At 52.7% G+C, this 17,825-nt stretch carries 14 protein-coding genes; 8 read left to right on the top strand and 6 right to left on the bottom strand.

The window, feature by feature from the left end:
- Positions 1-49: 49 nt before the first annotated feature.
- Positions 50-1,702: a sulfatase-like hydrolase/transferase gene (locus FKN99_RS15735; RefSeq protein WP_172118755.1), complete on the top strand. Its 1,653-nt coding sequence runs from the start codon at positions 50-52 to the stop codon at positions 1,700-1,702.
- Here FKN99_RS15735 and waaF read toward each other — a convergent pair.
- A complete protein-coding gene (gene waaF, locus FKN99_RS15730) occupies positions 1,692-2,738 on the bottom strand; it encodes a lipopolysaccharide heptosyltransferase II (RefSeq protein ID WP_172118754.1) in 1,047 nt (348 codons plus the stop codon). The two genes, FKN99_RS15735 and waaF, sit on opposite strands and share 11 nt — an antisense overlap.
- Positions 2,731-3,687: an ADP-glyceromanno-heptose 6-epimerase gene (rfaD, locus tag FKN99_RS15725; RefSeq protein WP_172118753.1), complete on the bottom strand. Its 957-nt coding sequence runs from the start codon at positions 3,685-3,687 to the stop codon at positions 2,731-2,733. The genes waaF and rfaD overlap by 8 nt, the downstream gene beginning before the upstream one ends.
- 111 nt (positions 3,688-3,798) lie before the next feature.
- Here rfaD and glyQ point away from each other — a divergent pair, with 111 nt between their 5' ends.
- The 4 genes from glyQ (at position 3,799) to gmhB (ending at position 8,467) form a co-directional block, all read left to right on the top strand.
- Entirely contained in the window at positions 3,799-4,758 is a 960-nt protein-coding gene (glyQ, locus tag FKN99_RS15720) for a glycine--tRNA ligase subunit alpha (protein WP_172118752.1), read from the top strand.
- The gene (gene glyS, locus FKN99_RS15715) at positions 4,758-6,824 is read left to right on the top strand and encodes a glycine--tRNA ligase subunit beta (protein ID WP_172118751.1); all 2,067 of its coding nucleotides are present in this window, start codon (positions 4,758-4,760) and stop codon (positions 6,822-6,824) included. Before glyQ ends, glyS begins: the two co-directional genes overlap by 1 nt.
- A 279-nt stretch (positions 6,825-7,103) precedes the next feature.
- Entirely contained in the window at positions 7,104-7,892 is a 789-nt protein-coding gene (locus tag FKN99_RS15710; protein ID WP_172118750.1) for a BUD32 family EKC/KEOPS complex subunit, read from the top strand.
- A gap of 11 nt (positions 7,893-7,903) precedes the next feature.
- Complete coding sequence (gene gmhB, locus FKN99_RS15705; protein WP_172118749.1) at positions 7,904-8,467, top strand: D-glycero-beta-D-manno-heptose 1,7-bisphosphate 7-phosphatase; 564 nt, start codon at positions 7,904-7,906, stop codon at positions 8,465-8,467.
- 103 nt (positions 8,468-8,570) lie between these two features.
- Here the strand turns inward: gmhB and gyrB are convergent, their stop codons facing one another.
- The 4 genes from gyrB to dnaA form a co-directional block, all read right to left on the bottom strand.
- Positions 8,571-10,991, bottom strand: coding sequence for a DNA topoisomerase (ATP-hydrolyzing) subunit B (gene gyrB, locus FKN99_RS15700; RefSeq protein ID WP_172118748.1), 2,421 nt, complete (start codon positions 10,989-10,991; stop codon positions 8,571-8,573).
- A 39-nt stretch (positions 10,992-11,030) separates the two neighbouring features.
- Positions 11,031-12,134, bottom strand: coding sequence for a DNA replication/repair protein RecF (gene recF, locus FKN99_RS15695; RefSeq protein ID WP_172118747.1), 1,104 nt, complete (start codon positions 12,132-12,134; stop codon positions 11,031-11,033).
- A 97-nt stretch (positions 12,135-12,231) separates the two neighbouring features.
- Positions 12,232-13,335, bottom strand: coding sequence for a DNA polymerase III subunit beta (gene dnaN, locus FKN99_RS15690; protein WP_087106978.1), 1,104 nt, complete (start codon positions 13,333-13,335; stop codon positions 12,232-12,234).
- A 58-nt stretch (positions 13,336-13,393) separates the two neighbouring features.
- The gene (gene dnaA / locus FKN99_RS15685; protein ID WP_172118746.1) at positions 13,394-14,857 is read right to left on the bottom strand and encodes a chromosomal replication initiator protein DnaA; all 1,464 of its coding nucleotides are present in this window, start codon (positions 14,855-14,857) and stop codon (positions 13,394-13,396) included.
- 532 nt (positions 14,858-15,389) lie between these two features.
- Between dnaA and rpmH the strand changes: the two genes are divergently transcribed.
- The 3 genes from rpmH (at position 15,390) to yidC (ending at position 17,743) form a co-directional block, all read left to right on the top strand.
- On the top strand, positions 15,390-15,524 hold the full coding sequence (gene rpmH, locus FKN99_RS15680; protein WP_172118745.1) for a 50S ribosomal protein L34: 135 nt from the start codon (positions 15,390-15,392) through the stop codon (positions 15,522-15,524).
- A gap of 13 nt (positions 15,525-15,537) precedes the next feature.
- On the top strand, positions 15,538-15,939 hold the full coding sequence (gene rnpA / locus FKN99_RS15675) for a ribonuclease P protein component (protein ID WP_172118744.1): 402 nt from the start codon (positions 15,538-15,540) through the stop codon (positions 15,937-15,939).
- 115 nt (positions 15,940-16,054) lie between these two features.
- Entirely contained in the window at positions 16,055-17,743 is a 1,689-nt protein-coding gene (yidC, locus tag FKN99_RS15670) for a membrane protein insertase YidC (protein WP_172118743.1), read from the top strand.
- Positions 17,744-17,825: the final 82 nt, after the last annotated feature.

The following is a 17,825-nucleotide window of genomic DNA, read 5'->3' as shown; positions in this document are numbered from 1 at the left end:
GCACCAACAACGTTATTTTACCAAAATTGCAATAGCATTAGGATATGGCATGCCCTCTTCAAGGATACTGAAACTTACTCCCTGGCTGCCACTAGCGACCATTGGCCTTAGCCTGGGCTATGCCGCTACCGTGTTAACTCGCCTGCCCTGGTGGGCGCTCTTTCTCATCGCCGCTGGTTGGATCGGCACGGGGTTGAAGCTGAGCTGGGGTCGCCCAGCAAATGCTCGCTACCGCAAAGTATGGCCCTGGTCATTAGTACCGCTAAGCTTGATGGGCGTGTACGTTTATTTAGCTGACAGCTTCGGCAATGTCGATTTAGGCGCTGTGTTTTTTCATTTACAGGCCGGTATCGCGGAGCACGGCGGCGCCAGCAAAATGGTGGTCGCGGTACTTTATACGCTGACTATGCTGGGCATTTTATGCTCCATTACGTGGCTTTCGCGCCATGACCAGCGCTGGCGACTAGCCGAGCGCTATTTTGCGATTATTTTGCTGGCGACCAACCCGTTACTTTATGGCTTGGGGCAACGCAGCGTTGCCGTCGTGGCTGATGATAGAGAGTGGTTAAATCGACGTTATATGCCGCCCATGACCGGCGAGCAGTCACATACCCCTAATCTGCTAATCATGTACCTGGAGAGCCTTGAGCGGACCTATAGCAACGAGGTTTTTGATGACGCTTATGCCGACTTGAACACGCTGGGCGAGCAGGGTCTGGTTTTCGAAGGCATCCGACAAATGGAAAACACCGGCTGGACCATGGCGGGAATGATCGCCAGTCAGTGTGGTGTTCCGCTAATGCCTGCCGGGCTTTTACACGATACACAGTTTGAGCCATTGAAAAAGGTGGTGCCTGGCGTTGACTGCCTAGGTGATATTTTAGCGGCTCAAGGGTATCAATTAAGCTACCTGGGGGGCGCTAGTACACAGTTCGCGGGTAAAGGCCTTTTCTATCGCGGTCATCAGTTTAATAGCGTAAAGGGTAAAGAAGAGTTTTTACCCGACATGGAAGATCCAGAGTATTTAAATAGCTGGGGACTCCATGACGACACGCTTTATGATTTTACCGCTGATGAAATACGCCGGTTAAATGAAGAGGATAGCGGCCCCTGGGCAGTGGTGAATCTTAACCTGGCAGGCCATGCGCCGAGCGGGTTTCCGTCCCAAACCTGCCAGGACCGCCAGGGCACATTTGATGGCCAGGATATTCTGTATTCTGTGGAGTGCTCGGCTCATGAAGCACGGGTATTTATTGAGCAGTTACAGCGCGAAGGGCTTTTGGATAATACGTTGGTAGTTGTACTCAGCGATCACCTCACCATGCGAGTCTCCGTATGGGACCAACTGACAGCTCTGGACCGCGATAATACGCTGATTATGCTCGGCGACTATATTGAGCCCCAGCGTATTCGCCGCGATGCTACGATGCTGGATGTGTTTCCAACGATATTAGAAGCGCTCGGCTTTACCTTGAACGATCACCGAGCAGGGCTGGGTGCTTCACTACTCAGTGAAAAACCCACGCTGGTTGAGGTGCATGGTATCGAAACACTCAACGAGCGCTTGCGTGAGGAAACCGCCCTGCAGCACCGCTTATGGGAAGGACTAACGCCCCAACGCCGTGAAGCAGAAGATACCTCGACAGATCAAGTGACAGAAACGCCAGCGGATCAGGCCGACGAAGTAAACATCACCCATTAATGATCAAGCCGCTGGCACGCTGCGGGTCGGCTTGCATCGCCTGATAGACCTGCTCTACCGCTAACTGATTAAGGCAGTTGGTATGCCCCAACGGGCAAACACGCTTAAAGCAGGGCGAGCAGTAGAGCCCCAAATAATGAGCGACAGCGTTGTTGGTCAAGGGCGGCGTATAGGCCGGTGACGAAGAGCCGTAAAGCGCATGAATGCGCACGCCGACGGCAGCGGCCACATGCATGAGACCTGAGTCGTTGGTTACCACTTGCCGGCAGTCGGCCAACAGGTCTACCGCATCGGCTAGCTGCGTTTTGCCGCATAAATTATGCGCATGGGGCAACCCTTTCACGATGCTGTCGCCTGCCGAATGATCTTTTGGCCCACCCAGTACCCGAATTTCAAAACCGTCGCTGATAAGTTGCGCGGCCAGGTTGTGAAAATAGGCCAGTGGCCACTGCTTGGCAGGCCCATATTCTGCGCCGGGCATCATGCCAATGGCGGGCCGCGATGACAGCGCATGAGCCAGGCGCAAATTAACCAGGTTATCCCGGTCGATCATTAAACGCGGCCTGGGGATCGGAAAATCCCCGTTGAGCGCTTCATCACGAGGCAAACCCAGCGATACAAACCGCTTTACGGTCTGGTCCAGAACCTGCTTATCTAGCTTGCGGCGCTCTTTTAAAAGCCCATAGCGATGCTCGCCCAAAAAGCCTACCCGCTCGGGAATGCGGGCCATGAAGGGAACGAGGGCGGCTTTCCAGGAGCGTGGCAGCACAATGGCACGGTCAAAGCGCCCTTTTAGCTGGCTGGCGAGTTCACGGCGATTAGCCAAACCAAACTCGCCGTGACCAACAGCCAAGGGGAGCACTTCGTCTACCTCCGGCATACGCTCTAAAATGGGCTGTGACCACGCGGGCGCAACCACCCCAATGGTCGCATCAGGCTGACGCGCTTTAAGCGTCATAAAGAGGCTTTGCGCCATGACCATATCGCCCACCCATGACGGGCCAACCACCAGCAGACGCTTGGCGGAATTAGCCATTTAGCCACTCCAGGTAAGCGCTAACCCCTTGGGCCACGGTTTTGAACTCAACATCGCAGCCGGCTTCACGCAAATGACTGATGTCGGCACGCGTGTAGCTTTGATAACGGCCTTTCAACTCTTCAGGAAAATCGATGTAATTGATCTCGCCTTTGCCATAGAAGTCGATGACTGCTTCGCCAATCGCTTTAAAGGGCTCTGCTCGGCCAGTTCCTAGGTTAAAAATGCCAGACGCTTGAGGGTTATCCAAAAACCATAGATTGACGTCGACGACATCGCCCACGTACACAAAATCCCGGCTCTGCATGCCAGCCTCATAACCACCATAGGCGCCAAACAGTTTCAGGGTTTCGCCGTTACGGATTTGAAGATGGTTATGGTAGGCGACACTTGCCATCTTGCCTTTATGCTGTTCACGAGGGCCGTAAACGTTGAAATAACGGAAACCAACGATCTGGGTAGTTAGCGACTCCCAGCGTGAGCGCACATGTTGATCAAACAGCAGCTTGGAGTAACCGTAGACATTAAGCGGTTTTTCGTACTCGGGCGCCTCTTTAAAGACGTCACTGCCGCCATAGGTCGCGGCGGATGATGCGTAGAGGAAAGGGATGCCGAATTTCTCACAATAATTCAGCAGTACCTTCGAGTACTCGAAGTTATTTTTCATCATGTACTGGCCGTCCCACTCCGTGGTATCGGAACACGCCCCTTCATGAAAAATCGCCTCGATGTTTGGCAAGTCGGTGATCTCACCGCGCAAAGCGGCCTCTACCTTGGCAAGAAAGTCATCTTTATCCAGGTAATCGGCCAGCGTACAGTCGGCTAAATTGACAAATTTAGTGCCGTCGCGCAGGTCATCCACCACCATGACATCATTACGGCCGCGCGCATTCAGTGCTTTCACGATGTTTGCGCCAATAAAACCGGCACCGCCTGTTACAACGATCATTTTGCTCTCCTTAACCAAAAGCGGTTCTGTTGGCTTATGTGCCTATAACCCATCTGCCTAGGATTGTATACTTGACGGCTTATGAATTCATGGCCAACGGTGCTTTCTGCGATGAGTGTCTCGACAAACCAATCGACACCTGATGTGTCGACCTTCCAAGGCTTGATCCTTGCTCTGCAACAGTACTGGGCAGAACAGGGCTGCGTCATTCTCCAACCTCTTGATATGGAAGTTGGCGCGGGCACCTTTCATCCCGCTACTTTCCTGCGCTCAATCGGCCCAGAAAGCTGGAACGCGGCCTACGTTCAGCCTTCTCGCCGCCCAACCGATGGCCGCTATGGCGAAAACCCCAATCGCCTGCAGCACTACTACCAGTTTCAGGTCGTCATGAAGCCATCGCCAAGTAATCTGCAGGACCTTTATCTTGGCTCACTAAAGCGTTTAGGCCTGGACCCACTGATCCACGATGTGCGCTTTGTTGAGGATAACTGGGAATCGCCAACGCTGGGCGCTTGGGGCCTGGGTTGGGAAGTATGGCTCAATGGGATGGAAGTTACCCAGTTCACCTATTTCCAGCAAGCGGGCGGTATTGAGTGCTACCCCGTTACCGGTGAGCTGACCTATGGTCTTGAGCGGATTGCCATGTATCTGCAAAACGTTGACAGCGTTTACGACCTGGTGTGGGCGATTGCCCCGGATGGTAGCCAAGTCACCTATGGCGATGTGTATCTGCAGAACGAGCGTGAGCAATCGACGTATAACTTCGAGCATGCCGACGTCGACCAGCTGTTTGCCTCCTTCGATCACCAGGAGCGTGAGTGCGCCAAGCTACTGACCGCCAACCTGCCCTTACCTGCTTATGAGCAGGTACTCAAGGCATCACACACCTTTAACCTTCTGGATGCCCGTCACGCTATTTCGGTAACCGAGCGTCAGCGCTTTATTCTGCGCGTGCGCACCATGGCGCGGGATGTTGCCCATACCTACTTTGAGTCGCGTAAAGCAGCAGGTTTCCCCATGGCTCCAGAAGCGCTTCGCCGCGAACTACTTGCCGATCAGGGAGATGCATAATGGCTGTTGATACGCTTTTATTAGAACTGGGCGCCGAAGAGCTGCCACCCGCGGCGCTGGATGCACTCTCTGACGCGTTTGCCGCAGGGGTTGAAAAAGGCCTGCAAGAGGCCGAGATTCCTTTCCAGCACGTGACCGCTTACGCCACACCTCGCCGTTTAGCCGTCAAGGTCAGCGAGCTTGCCGATAAACAGCCTGACCGCGAAGTAGAGCGTCGTGGGCCGGCGCTGGCCGCCGCCTTTAAAGACGGTGTTGCAAGCAAAGCAGCCGAAGGCTTCGCTCGTTCCTGTGGTGTTAGCGTCGATGAGCTAATTCACCTGGAAACAGACAAAGGCACCTGGCTTGGCTACCGCGAACAGCAGCAGGGTGAGAGCCTTCAAGCACTTCTGCCCGAGATTCTGCGTAAAGCCATTCAGGGCCTGCCTGTACCTAAAAATATGCGCTGGGGGGCATCACGTATTGAGTTCTCCCGCCCGGTGCACTGGTTGGTCGCACTTTACGGCAGCGATGTCATTGCCGCAGAAGTGCTGGGATTACAGGCTAGCCGCACCACCTATGGCCACCGCTTCCACGCCCCCAATGCGATTCAGCTTGAGCACGCCGATGATTATCTGGCCACGCTCGAAAACGCTTACGTATTGGCGGACCGTGAGCTGCGTCGCGAGCGCATTCGCGAGCAAGTATTAGCCGAAGCGGAAGTACAGGACGCCAATGCCGTTATCGACGAAACCCTGCTCGTTGAGGTCAGTGGTTTGGTGGAGTGGCCAGTCGCACTTACCGGCAGTTTCGATGAGCGCTTTTTGGAGGTCCCGGCGGAGTGTTTGATCTCCTCCATGAAGGCCAATCAAAAGTACTTCCACCTGCTGGATGACCAGGGCAAGCTCAAACCGCTGTTTATCACTATCTCCAATATCGATAGCGCTGATCCACAACAAGTAATTTCGGGTAACGAAAAAGTCATTCGTCCGCGCCTGGCGGATGCCGCCTTCTTCTACGATACCGACCGTAAGCAGAGCCTGGCTTCGCGCATTCCGCAGCTTGAAAGCGTGGTGTTTCAGCAGCAGCTGGGAACACTGGCCGACAAAGCACGTCGTACCACCGCTATTGCCACTTTCATTGCTGAGAAGATCAACGGTGACGTTGCCAATGCACAGCGTGCTGTGGCACTTGCCAAGTGTGACCTGGTCACCGAAATGGTGCTCGAGTTCCCTGAGTTACAGGGCATTATGGGTCGCTACTACGCCGAGCAGGACGGCGAGCCTGCGGATGTTGCTCAAGCGATTGAAGAGCAGTACCTGCCACGCTTTGCCAGCGATGCTATTCCGCAAAGCCTGACCGGGCAAACGCTGGCCTTGGCGGATCGCCTGGACACCCTGGTAGGTATCTTTGGTATTGGTCAGCGTCCAACCGGCGCAAAAGATCCCTTCGCCCTGCGCCGCGCCTCAATTGGCGTGCTGAATATCCTGATCAAGGGCGAGCTGAATCTTGATCTGCGCGAGCTTTTAGCTGCCGCCGCTCAGCAGCACCAAGGGCTACCCAAGGCTGAGGGTCTGGTAGAGGACGTGCTGACCTATATGCTGGATCGTTTCCGCGCTTGGGGCCAGGAAGAAGGCATTAGCGCCGAGATGTACCTGGCGGTGCGTGCACGCCCGGTCACCAACCCGCTCGATTTCGCTCGTCGACTGCGCGCGGTGAAAGCCTTTGCTCAACGTGAAGAGGCAGCTGCGTTAGCCGCCGCTAACAAGCGCGTGACCAATATTCTGAGCAAGCAGGATCACAACGGCAACCTTCAGGTTGACCCGAGCCTGCTGCAAGAGGAAGCCGAGCAGGTACTATTCAAGGCAGTCACCAGCCGCCAGGAGCAGGTAGCCCCGCTGTTTGGTACCGGTGATTATCAGCAAGCGCTGGATGTGCTGGCGACGCTTCGTGAACCCGTCGATGCCTTTTTTGATCAGGTGATGGTCATGGCGGATGATGAAGCCGTGCGCAATAATCGTCTTGCTCTTTTGGCGAGCCTTCAGGCACTGTTCCTGGAAGTTGCTGATATTTCGCTGCTCCCCCAATAACGCTCTCTCGACCGTCTGCCGGTGGCTTTTATGCCACCGGCAGCACGCTTATCACTCCCTCCCCTACCTGCCTTTTAGCGCGCTCATTTCTGGCTGTGACGTATCATCGTGACACTCCTCTTTGAAAGTCTCTTCACGCGCCGCTGGTTTGTTTCACGTGAAACACCGTGAAAAAATAATCGATTTTTACTAAAATAAAGTTTTCCTGATGCATTAATTCCCCTTTATAGACGTAATGCGTGTTATTGCTTGGGTGCATAAGCACTCTGGAGTTGCCCTGTGTACGATCTCTTTCTACTGGACTCATTTCCCCAGCAACAGGCTAGCATGGCTTCCCATACGCTGAATGGCCAAAAGGTGTGGTTAAAACGTGCCGCCAAACGGAACTCTCAGCTTGCCTATGCGCCGCTCAAGTTATTGGCTGCATGGTTTAATATTGAAGCGTTAAAGCCGGTCCCCAACCTGGGCGGCGAGCAAAGTATTTTCACCGAGGCCCAACGGATTAGAGCCTTAAGTGAAGCAGGTATCTCAGTGCCCGTCATCCTGGCCGAAAATCCTCAAGCCCTTCTTTTGGCGGATGCAGGGTCGCCTGAACAACCCGCGGAGACACTGCTGGAAAAGCTCAAAAAGGCGAGCAGTGTTGAGGAAGTAGATAAAGCGCTTAGCCAAAGCATCCAGGCACTCAACGCGGTTCATGAGCGCAATTGCTACCTGAGTGAAGCGTTCGCACGCAATATCCTTATCACCCAAGACCAAACTGTCTTTATCGATTTTGAAACGGATCCAGGTAAAGTACATACCCCAATCAACTGCATGGTGCGCGATTGGTACTGCTTTATCTTTTCACTCTATGGCAAACTCTCTAAATCACCGATGCAAATCGAACGTTTAACCCCTGCGCTGATTGATGGATTGCACAGCGCCCGGCAGGAAGTTCGAGAGCAGTTTAAAAAAACGCTGCCCAAACTACTCCGCTTGCAAAAAATCCCATTTAAATACCTGGGTAGTGATGGCCGCAAAATTAGCGTCACGTTGCAGGCGTTGGCGATGCTTAATCAGCGTCTTTAATGGAACGCGCAATGCCTATCTCCCCCGAGCAGCTAGTTATTCTTGATCGTGACGGCGTCATTAATCAGGATTCTGACGCCTATATAAAGTCACTCGAAGAGTGGCTGCCCTACCCTTCTTCCATCCATGCTATCGCTAAATTATCCCAAGCCGGTTACACCGTTGCGATAGCCACGAATCAGTCGGGCATTGGCCGCGGTTATTACGATGCAGGCGTTCTCGGTCAAATGCATGACCGTCTAAATGCGTTGGTCAATGCCGCAGGAGGAACCATTGCGCATATCGCTTATTGCCCGCATGGACCCGCCGATGATTGCGAGTGCCGCAAACCCTTACCGGGCTTGCTGCATGATATTCAGCGTGCGCTAAGTTTATCGAGCTTATCCGGCAGTTGGATGGTGGGTGATAGCCTGCGCGACCTGCAAGCGGGCGAAGCATGTGGCTGTCAGTCGGTATTAGTAAAAACTGGCAAAGGCGAGAAAACACTGGCCAAGGGCGTTGGCCTGGAAAATGCCCTCGTTTATACAGATTTAGCCGAGTTTGTCGATTGGCTGTTATCCCGTTCATCCGGCTAAATGTTATAGCTCAAAAAAATGCCGCTGGCTTTAAGCCAGCGGCATTTTTCATTTCAAACAATGTTTCACGTGAAACATGTTATGCAAGCTTTCGCTCGGTGCCTTATACGTCCAGATTAGCGACCAAGGCATTGCTTTCGATAAAGTTACGCCGTGGCTCTACATCATCACCCATCAAGGTGTTAAACATCATATCGGCGGCGACGGCGTCTTCAACCGTAACACGCAGCATACGGCGGCTATCCGGGTCCATGGTGGTTTCCCAAAGCTGGTCTGGGTTCATTTCGCCCAGCCCTTTATAGCGCTGTACCGAAAGGCCTCGCTGACCTTCCTGCATTAGCCACTGCAACACCTCGGAGAAGTGACCCACAGGCTTCTGACGCTCGCCACGGGAAATAAAGGCGCCCTCTTCAAGCAGCCCATTAAGGGTATCACCCAGCGCTGAAATAGCCCGATAATCCGCGCTTTCAAAGAAGTCCAGGCCCCAGTCGTACTCGGTAGTCACGCCATGCGCAATAAGCGACACGGTAGGCAGTAACAAGCCACGCTCTTCATCTTCTTTCAGATAGAAGGTGTAACGCGGCCCGCCTTCATAGGCCACCATGTCATCCATGACTTTTTGCAGTTCAGCAATCCAGTTTTCCATGGTGACACGATCTTTAAGACTCGCCTCGCCCTGCAATCCTGTGACATGGATGATCTGCTTCAATACTTCAATCGGGTAAACGCGCGCCAGGCGATCGATACGCTTCATCACGTTACGATACTGGTTTACCAGGGCTTCCAGCTGCGAACCGGAGATACCCGGCGCGTCCGCATTTACGTATAGGCCTGCGCCATCCAGCGCTGTCGTGGTCAAGTAATCGACCATGGCCTGCTCATCTTTAAGATAGAGCTCTTGCTTGCCTCGCTTGATTTTATAGAGCGGCGGCTGGGCAATAAAAATATGGCCGCGCTCAATCAGCTCCGGCATTTGGCGGAAGAAGAAGGTCAGTAGCAAGGTACGAATATGCGAACCGTCGACATCCGCATCGGTCATGATGATGATGGAGTGATAACGGAGTTTATCGGGGTTAAACTCTTCGCGGCCGATACCACAGCCCAGCGCGGTGATGAGCGTACCCACTTCAGCTGACGAAAGCATTTTGTCAAAACGTGCTTTTTCGACGTTCAGGATTTTACCTTTAAGCGGCAAAATGGCCTGCGTGCGGCGGTCACGCCCCTGCTTGGCACTGCCACCAGCCGAGTCGCCCTCCACCAGGTAAAGCTCTGACTGACTGGGGTCTTTCTCCTGGCAATCAGCAAGTTTGCCCGGCAGGCCTGCAATATCCAGCGCGCCTTTACGCCGCGTCATGTCCCGGGCCTTACGTGCCGCTTCACGCGCACGCGCCGCATCCAGCATTTTATTAACGATTGCTTTGGCTTCGTTAGGCTTTTCAATCAGGTAGTCAGAAAACAGGCGGCCCATTTCCTGCTCAACGGCTGTTTTCACTTCACTGGACACCAGCTTGTCCTTGGTTTGTGAAGAGAATTTCGGGTCAGGCACTTTGACAGAAACAATCGCCGTTAAGCCTTCACGAGCATCATCACCCGCCGTGCTTACCTTGGCTTTTTTGAGCAGGCCTTCCGCTTCGATGTAGTTATTCATCGTGCGCGTCAGTGCTGCCCGGAAGCCGGCCAAGTGAGTGCCGCCATCACGCTGAGGAATATTATTGGTATAACAGAAGATGCTTTCCGTAAAGACGTCGCTCCACTGCATTGCCACTTCGACTTCTACACCGTCCTCCCGCGAGGCAGTAAAGTGGAAAACAGGGTTCAGAACCGTTTTATTGGAGTTGAGGTGATCAACAAAGGCTTTCAAGCCGCCTTCGTAATGAAACAGCTCTTCCTTACCGCTGCGATCATCCATTAGCCGAATGGCAACGCCAGAATTCAGAAACGACAGCTCACGCAGGCGTTTGGCCAAAATATCGTAATGGAATTCAATATTAGCAAAGGTGTTCTGGGAAGGGCGGAAATGAACACGTGATCCGGTTTTTTCCGTTTTACCCACCACGCTAAGCGGTGCCTGAGGCACGCCATGGTGGTAAATCTGCTCAAACACTTCGCCCTGGCGCCAGATAGTTAAGCGTAGCTCTTCAGAAAGCGCATTAACCACGGAAACACCCACACCGTGAAGACCGCCAGATACTTTATAAGAGTTATCGTCAAACTTACCGCCCGCGTGTAACACGGTCATGATGACTTCTGCGGCAGAGACGCCCTCCTCTTCGTGCAGCTCGGTAGGAATACCGCGACCATTATCGCTAACGGTTACCGACTCATCGGCATGAATAACCACGCGAATTTCACTACAATGGCCCGCCAAAGCCTCATCGATGGAGTTATCCACCAACTCGAAGACCATGTGGTGCAACCCGGTGCCGTCGTCGGTATCACCGATGTACATACCAGGACGTTTGCGTACTGCATCCAGTCCTTTGAGCACCTTGATGCTTGATGAATCGTAAGCCTGTTCGCTCATTGACCACTCCGTCGTGAAGTCTGTCTTGTCCCGTATCGTCTACCCATCTTGTACCAACTGGCCAAGCCCTTGCGGGTCATGTTTCACGTGAAACATGCTAACCAGGGTTTTAGATTGCCACATAGGTTGTAATGCGGCGGGGTCGACGCTGGTAATAAATGCCTGACACTGCATCTCTTCAAGCAACTGACAGAAACGCTGTTGGTGTTGCACATCCAGCTCTGCTGGCAAATCATCAATTAAATAAATGCAGTGACGCTGTGCCGTTCTTTCCAGAAACCGCCCCTGGGCAAGCTTGAGTGCGCTTACCACTAGCTTTTGCTGGCCTCTGGAAAGTACTTCAACAGCAGGCTGTTTATTAAGCCTGATACGCAAATCGGCACGCTGAGGGCCTTGTTGGGTAAACCCCATTTGCTGATCGGTGTCTCGGTTATCCTGAAGCGCATCAGCCAGCGTTTTCTGTTTGTCCCATCCTCGAGCGTAGTTAAGTTTTAAGCCAGGTAACGGAAGAAGTACATTCAGCGTTTCTTCAAAGACAGGCAGAAACTCACTAAACCATTCAAACCGCAACCTATCGACTACCTCGCCCCATAGCGCCAACTCTTGCTCCCAGGCCGCCATTTCCTGTGGGTCTATTCTACCACGCCTGAGTAATGCGTTCCGATGTTTCACTGCTCGACGTGTACGCTTCCATGCTTCCAGAAAGTGATGTTTCACGTGAAACACTCCCCAGTCAAGAAACTCGCGCCGTCCGGCCGGGGACCCTTCAAGAAGCCTAAAAGCGTCAGGATTGATTAGTTGCAAAGGCATCGCCTCGACCAACTCGGCCAAGCGTACCCCCTTATCCCCACGCAAACGCAGCTCTAGTTCACGCTGAGCCCGTAACCGGCGCACCCCTATGGAAATCTCTGGCTCCCCTTCCAGGCGCCCGTAGAGCGTCATATGTGCCACATCAGATTGGATGGCATGCTTTAGCTGACGGGTACGAAATGAGCGGCCCATTCCCAAAACATGAATGCCTTCTAGCAGGCTGGTTTTGCCACTTCCGTTCAGCCCAGTGATGATATTGATCCCCCGAGAAGGATGCATATCCAGCGGCGCTAAATTCCGTAACCCTTGGAAGTTAAGCTGACTCAAGCTCATGTAAACACTCGGGTAAAAGGCGTAACCAACCCTCAAGAGAAAGCGGCGCCCCTGCTACCAGAAGCGCCGCCCCGTTTGGCATTTATGAAACGCTATATTACAACCGCATGGGCATAACAACATACAGCGCATCGCCACCACCCGGCTCTTCAAGCAGCGCACTGCTATTAGGGTCGGCCAGCGTTATTTGCACTCTGTCTTCATTTAGTACGCTAAGCACGTCAACCAAATAGCCCACGTTGAAGCCGACTTCCATCGCAGAGCCGTTATATTCGACGGCCACGTTCTCTTCGGCTTCTTCCTGTTCAGGGTTATTCGCCATGACCTTAAGGTTGCCCTCTTCCAGGTATAAGCGCACACCTCGATACTTCTCATTGGAGAGAATCGCCGTACGTGACAGCACCTGACGCAACTCGGCGCGTTCAGCAATGAGCACCTTATCGCCATTGCGTGGTACGACGCGCTCATAGTCAGGGAACTTCCCGTCAATCAGCTTGGACGTAAAGGTGAAGTCACCGGTATGAGCACGCACATGGGTTGAACCCAACGTCAGGCTTACCGGCTCATCGCTATCATCCAACAGGCGCGAAAGCTCAAGAATACCCTTACGAGGTACAATCAGCTTCTGCGGCTGGCTAACCGCGACATCAACAGGACGTGAACACATCGCCAAGCGGTGGCCGTCTGTCGCCACCGTGCGTAGCAAGTTACTTTGAATTTCCAACAGCATGCCATTGAGATAGTAGCGAACATCCTGCTGCGCCATGGCAAATGATGTGGTTTCAATAAGATGCTTTAACGTGCCCCGTGGAACGCTTAACTCCTGACTGCTATCGGCATCTTCAATATTGGGGAATTCAGCCACCGGTAATGTCGAGAGCGTAAAGCGTGAACGACCGCTGCGCAGCACCGCTCGGCCATCTTCAACGGTCAGTTGGATATCGGACTGATCAGGCAGCGATTTACAAATATCCATCAGCTTACGAGCAGGCACGGTTGCCGCCCCTGGCTGGTCAACCTGGCTTGCGACAGTACGCCCGATGAGTTCAACCTCAAGGTCCGTACCGGTTAGTGCGACCTGGTCACCTTCGACCTGAATCAGCACATTAGACAGTACAGGTAGCGTTTGGCGCCGTTCTACCACGCCTGCCACCAGAGTCAGCGGACGCAGCAATGCCTCTCGGGAAATGGAAAATTTCATCAACACTCCGGTTTATATCCTGAAAACCTGCAGACGGCAGGCCAATCCCATGGATGATTTAGCTGGTTAAAAGGCGCAACAGATTTTTGTAATCTTCGCGAATATCCGCGCTCTCCTCTTGCAAGGCTTTCACCTTGCGGCAAGCGTGAAGTACCGTTGTATGATCACGGCCACCAAACGCATCGCCAATTTCCGGCAAACTATGATTGGTCAATTCCTTGGCTAGCGCCATGGCCACCTGCCGGGGGCGAGCGACTGAGCGCGAGCGTCGCTTGGATAATAAATCTGCCACCTTGATTTTGTAATACTCGGCGACTGTGCGCTGGATATTATCTACACCCACCTGCTTATCTTGTAGCGCGAGTAAATCTTTTAGCGACTCACGAATAAAGTCCTGGGTAATCGGCTTACCCATAAAGTGTGAGTCAGCAATCACTTTTTTCAGTGCTCCTTCCAATTCACGTACGTTCGAGCGAATTTTTTGAGCAATAAAGAAGGCCGCATCATGAGGTAAATCAACTTTGGCCTGGTCGGCTTTTTTCATCAAGATGGCTACGCGGGTTTCAAGTTCGGGCGGCTCAATAGCCACCGTCAAGCCCCATCCAAAGCGCGATTTCAGGCGCTCCTCAACACCACTGATCTCCTTTGGATAACGATCAGAGGTGAGAATCATTTGCTGGCCGCCTTCCAAAAGCGCATTAAAGGTATGGAAAAACTCCTCTTGGGAGCGCTCCTTGCCAGCAAAAAATTGAATATCATCAATGAGTAACGCATCAACACTGCGATAAAAGCGTTTGAAGTCGTTGATCGCATTAAGCTGAAGTGCCTTGACCATATCGGCAACAAAACGCTCAGAATGCAGATACACCACCCGGGCATTTTCCCGGCGGCCAGCCAGCGCATTGCCTACGGCGTGCATCAAGTGCGTTTTACCCAGACCTACCCCACCGTATAGAAATAGTGGGTTATAGGCACCACCCGGATTTTCTGAAACCTGCCGAGACGCCGCACGCGCCAGTTGGTTGGATTTACCTTCCACGAAAGTATCAAACGTAAAATTGGGGTTCAGCCCACTGCCGTGCTTAAGACTACCTTCGACCTGGACCTGACGCTCGTTAGTCCGCCGGCGCGGCGTTTCTTCACGCTCACGCAGCTGATCAATTTCACGCTCATCGGCAACATCACCGCGCGGGGGCGTATGCACTGAAGGCGCCGAGGTTGAAGCGGAAACAGGATTACCCAAATCACGCGGCTGGGGGACTGCCGCTACTGGACGACGGCTACCTACGGTCAGGCTTACTTTGGGTGGTTTAGACGGCGCAAGCTCGCGGATCAGCTCACTGATTCGCTTGGCATACTTGTCACTCACCCAATCGCGCACAAAGCGATTAGGCGCCAGTAAGCGCAACTCATTGGACTCTCCTTCTTCTGCCTGCAAGGGACGTATCCAGGTATTGAATTGCTGAGAATTCAATTCGTCCTGCAGGTAGTCCAGGCACTGTTGCCAAAGCGCGAGTGACACTCATCTCACCATCAGTTGAAAACGGCCGACCATTGTAGCGCTCTAAAGCTTGGTTATCCACACGGGTTTGGCTAACAATTATGCCTGTGGACAACTTATCGTAAGCACGTGGGACAACCCGCTGATGGAGTGGGGACAGATCCGTTTTTAGCGTTTTTCCACATCTCTACGCACACCAAAACAACAGTTTATAGACCGCTTATACGACACTTATGCACATTGTTTTTATGATTTTATCATATTGATTAACCTATCCATTATTCACTTATCCACAAATAGTATCCCCACTATTAATAACAACAAGATTTAAAAACCTTATTAGTAATAGTAGTTGTTTTGATTTTCGCGTAAAAAAGCCGGCAGGCCCCATGCCCACTGCCTTTTTGTTGGTTTTTATGCAAGGAAAAATTGCACCCGGCGCGGGAAGCCTCTACAATTTCCGGTCTTGAATTGAAACTCCCCGGCTAGTTTCCTCACTGGGCCGGGTCTTTTGGATTCACATCCGTCCTAAACCACGTGGGAATTACGAGTTATGAAACGCACTTTTCAACCCAGCGTTCTCAAACGCAAGCGCATGCATGGCTTCCGTGCTCGCATGGCAACCAAAAACGGCCGTGCCGTTATCTCTCGCCGCCGTGCGAAAGGCCGCAAGCGTCTGAGCGCCTGATCTCGGATTGCGTGTGCCGCCTCAAGGCTTTCCCCGGCGTTTGCGTCTTTTAAACGCTGGGGATTTTAGTCACGTGTTTGAACAAGCTGACCTTAAAGTTCATGGCAAAGGTATGATGGCGTTAGCGCGCATGACTACCCGAGGGCATCCTCGCATTGGACTAATCGTCAGCAAGAAAAATGCAAAGCGCGCTGTAGATCGCAACCGCTTTAAGCGTCTAGTCCGAGAGTCCGCCAGGCTTCGCCAGGATCACCTTCCCTCCATGGATATTGTGATATTAGCCAAGCGCGGTGTGCAGGATATCGACAATGAAACGCTTAGTCGGCAGTTGCATGGTATGTGGAAACGCCTTCAGCGTGACGCGCAAACGGTATCAATTGCACCACCGCTTGATGGCGTAACACGTGACACTTGACGACACACCTCGCCGCTCGACCTCGGCCTGCCGCTTGGCAGGCTTTCGTGTGTCATGGGTCGAGTAAATGACACTGCGCCATTAGCATGTTCATCACCCAGCGGGCAGAACCCTCATGGACGTAAAACGACTTCTCTTACTGATTCCAATGGCAGTACTTGCCTATCTACTGGTGATCCAGTGGAATCAGGATTATGGGCCGACAGATTACGACTCGACGCCTGAAATTACGCAAAGCAGTAGTGACGCCCCCTCAGCCAATGCTGAAAGCAGTAACGACCTGACGGTTCCGTCAACGTCGGCACCCAACAGTGCGGTAGACGATGGGCTGGCAAGCAATACTGAAAGCGAAACATCTAGCCGTGACTTTATTGCGGTGGCTACCGATGTTCTCGACGTGCGCATTGACCCGCACGGCGGCGACATTATTTATGCTGCGTTACCTCAGCATAAAATGACGCTGGATACTGAACGCAACTATGTGTTGCTCTCGGATAATTCAACGCGTAGCTATGTTGCACGTTCCGGCCTACAGCTGGACGGGCAAGCAAGTCGTATTGAATTTACTCCGGAAAGCAATGCCTATCGTCTGGCAGATGATGATGACCAGCTGGTCGTTGATTTACGGGCAGACGTTAACGGCGTTGATATTATCAAGCGTCTTACGTTCGAACGTGGGAATTACGCGGTCAATGTTGATTACTATATTGCCAATAATACCGATGCGCCGGTAAGTGCTCGTTTTATTGGCCAATTAGCGCGTGATAACAGCCCTGACCCGTCAAGCGGCGTTGCCATGGGTATGAACTCCTATATTGGCGCAGCGTACTCAACGCCAGACGAACGTTATGAAAAGATCGATTTTGAAGACATTCAAAACCGTAACTTTGAAAATCGTGAAGCCCAGGGCGGCTGGATTGCGCTTATCCAGCACTACTTTGTTTCTGCCTGGGCACCGCCCCAAGACCAGCAAAACCTTTACTACGTCACCACTGACTCAAGTGACCGTAACGTGGTGGCGTTTGCAGGCCCCACCAGCAACATTGCGGCGGAAGGTGAAGCGACACTGGGCGCCACGCTCTACATGGGCCCCAAGGTTCAGGATCACCTTGAGCAAGTGGCACCCAACCTGCGCCTGACCGTTGACTATGGCTGGTTATGGTTTATTGCCAACCCGCTGTTCTGGTTGCTGGATAAGATCCACGACATCGTGGGCAACTGGGGCTGGTCAATTGTTCTGCTGACGGTTGTGGTTAAGCTGGTGCTCTTCCCGCTGTCTGCCAAGGCTTATAAGTCAATGGCACGCATGCGGAAACTGGGCCCGGAAATGCAGCGTCTTAAAGAGACCTATGGCGATGATCGTCAGAAAATGTCTCAAGAGATGATGAAATTCTACCAAAAGGAGAAGATCAATCCTTTAGGTGGCTGCTTACCCATCGTCATACAGATGCCGGTGTTTATCGCGCTTTACTGGATGTTGCTGGAGTCGGTAGAGCTGCGCCATGCGCCGTTTATCTTCTGGATTCACGATCTATCGGTGAAGGATCCTTACTTCATCCTGCCAATACTGATGGGTATATCCATGTATGTTCAGCAGCTGCTGAACCCGACACCTCCGGACCCCATGCAGGCGAAGATCATGAAGATGCTGCCGATTATCTTCACCTTCTTCTTCCTGTGGTTCCCGGCGGGTCTGGTCATCTACTGGGTAACCAACAACATCATTTCGGTCGCGCAACAGTACTTTATTACGCGTAGTATCGAAAAAGACCCCAGTGTGGGTAAAGGAATGCGAACCAAGTAATCCTTGTTAACCACGCTCCCAGACCCCCGCCCTCGTGCGGGGGTCTGGCGTTTTAGAGACGACAAATTCACAATGTACGCAT

The organism is Halomonas hibernica (assembly GCF_013183775.1).
In the GTDB taxonomy this organism is placed as follows: Bacteria; Pseudomonadota; Gammaproteobacteria; order Pseudomonadales; family Halomonadaceae; genus Vreelandella; species Vreelandella citrativorans.
This window is presented reverse-complemented; position numbering and strand designations above follow the sequence as displayed.